Origin of the sequence: Streptomyces sichuanensis, assembly GCF_020328095.1 — a bacterium.
Classification (GTDB): domain Bacteria; phylum Actinomycetota; class Actinomycetes; order Streptomycetales; family Streptomycetaceae; genus Streptomyces; species Streptomyces cinnamoneus.
Window position 1 is genome coordinate 1 of sequence record NZ_JAIXMK010000035.1, and the last position, 1,925, is coordinate 1,925.

At 74.0% G+C, this 1,925-nt stretch carries 2 protein-coding genes and 1 pseudogene; 1 reads left to right on the forward strand and 2 read right to left on the reverse strand.

Features of this window, described 5'->3' with window-relative positions:
* A pseudogene (locus LE181_RS14085) lies at positions 1–208 on the forward strand (phospho-sugar mutase); the annotation flags it as partial.
* 265 nt (positions 209–473) lie between these two features.
* Here LE181_RS14085 and LE181_RS14090 read toward each other — a convergent pair.
* Both LE181_RS14090 and LE181_RS14095 read right to left on the reverse strand, forming a co-directional pair.
* Positions 474–1,061: a PH domain-containing protein gene (locus tag LE181_RS14090; RefSeq protein WP_225661603.1), complete on the reverse strand. Its 588-nt coding sequence runs from the start codon at positions 1,059–1,061 to the stop codon at positions 474–476.
* A gap of 18 nt (positions 1,062–1,079) precedes the next feature.
* Positions 1,080–1,715, reverse strand: a complete 636-nt coding sequence (locus LE181_RS14095; RefSeq protein WP_225661604.1) for a class F sortase — start codon at positions 1,713–1,715, stop codon at positions 1,080–1,082.
* Positions 1,716–1,925 lie beyond the last annotated feature (210 nt).

The window sequence follows — 1,925 nt, forward strand, 5'->3', positions numbered from 1 at the left end:
GCGGTACGCCCTGGCGGGCGACGAGGCGGGTGCGGTTTCGGGGGCGCGGGTGATCGTGCGGCCCAGCGGCACGGAGCCGAAGCTGAAGTGCTACCTGGAGGTCGTGGTGCCGGTGGCGGCGTCCGCCGCGCTCGCGGATGCGCGGGGGCGTGCGGCGGAGGTCCTGGCGGCGATCAAGACGGACCTGGCCCGGGCTGCGGGCATCTGACGTCTGGCCCCTGTCCTCGGCTTGCCCCCCTGGCTGGGGGTCCGGGGGCGGGGGCGGGACGGGTCCTTCTGGGGGCTGCATTATTTACGGCAACTGCAGCCGTAGAGCGAGCCGTCTCCGACGCCGCAAATAACGCTTTACGCCCCCTGCCAGGACCCGTCCCGCCCCCGCCCCCTCCCGCCGGTTCGGCGTCTGCGGGCCGGTGGGGCTGACCCGCCCTCCGAGCTGAGGAGAGTGGGCAACGGGCTGGGGGGGACGGCTGTGGTCAGATCACCGCGGCCAGTACCGCCAGCAGGACCAGGCCGATGGCGGACGGCACCATCAGTTCGTACGCCCAGCGCACGCTGGGCCGGCCCTGGGCGCCCTCGTTCGACGCGCAGCGCTCGGCGAGCTCGCCGAGGTCGGCGATGGCCTGGTCGGACGGGGCGCGCAGCGGCCCGTCCTGGGAGCCGGACGCCTGCCGGCGCGTCGCCCGCTTGCGCTGGCGCAGGGACACCGGGATGGCCCACAGCTGGTACTTCGCCCCGTCGGCGAGCACCTCGCTGGAGTAACCGGCGCGAACGGCCTCGACGCAGGCCCACGGCAGCGTGATCGTGCGGAAAGGGTTCCGCACCAGCAGCCGCTCCTCCCCCGCCCACACCGCGGGCCGCAGCGTGAACGCGATGATCAGCGGCACGGCGAAGAGCAGGGCCGCCAGGGCGAGCCAGGGCGTGTCGCCCTCGCCGCTCACGATCGCGTCGCCTCCGAGCCACGCGGCGAGCGCCAGTAGCAGCACACCGCCGCCGATGCCGCCGGAGGAGCGGTAGCACCGCTCGGCGTATTCCTGGCCGGGGGCGTCAGGGGATCTCGTCATGGCGCCGATTCTGCACGACTACGAGCGGGCGGTGGCAGCCGTGGTCGACGTGAGGTCGGCGTACAGGACGATGTTGTCCGGCCGGTGGCCGTCGCGGATGTCGCCGCCGCAGGTGATGAGGCGCAGCTCGGGGCGGTCGGTGTTGCCGTAGACCTTCTGGGTGGGGAAGTTCTTCTTGTCGACCTGCTGCAGCTCGCGGACGGTGAAGGTCGCGGTGGAGCCGTCGGCGCGGGTGACGGTGATGCGGTCGCCGGTCCTGACCTTGGCGACGTCCTTGAGGACGGCCGGTCCTTCGGCGGTGTCGTAATGGCCGATGAGGACGGCGGGGCCGGTCTCGCCGGGGGTGACGCCCTTGTCGTACCAGCCGATGCGGTCGGCCTGTTCGACGGAGGGCACCTCGACGGTGCCGTCGTCGGCGAGCCCGAGGTCGAGGATGGGGCCGGCGTCGACGGAGGCCGCCGGGATGGTGACGCGGACGGGCTTGGAGGCGGCCAGCCCGGGGGCGGCGGAGGGCCGGGGCGCGGCGGTCGCCGACACGTGGGCACCGGCCTTGGCCGTGTGCGAGCCGTTGCCGCAGGCGAGCAGCCCGCCGCCGAGGGCGACGGCGAGCAGCGCGGCCGCGGCGGCCAGGCGGGGGCGGGAGGACATGGACATGGGGGGCTCCTGGCAGGGGAAGCCGGCTACCGAACGGAGGGGGCGGGGCGGGGCGGCAGGGGATGGGCCCTGGCAGGGGGCGTAAGGGTTATTTGCGGCGTCTTTCGGAGCACTGTCCACGCTGGACGGTTGCCGTAAATAATCCAGCCCCCAGAAGGGCCCGTCCCCTGCCGACCCGCCCCGCCCCCGGCCCGCAACGGAACGGTGACC

Coding starts and splice junctions, on each gene's coding strand:
- LE181_RS14090 (WP_225661603.1), bottom strand. CDS start 1,061: ATGACGAGATCCCCTGACGCCCCCGGCCAGGAATACGCCGAGCGGTGC.
- LE181_RS14095 (WP_225661604.1), bottom strand. CDS start 1,715: ATGTCCATGTCCTCCCGCCCCCGCCTGGCCGCCGCGGCCGCGCTGCTC.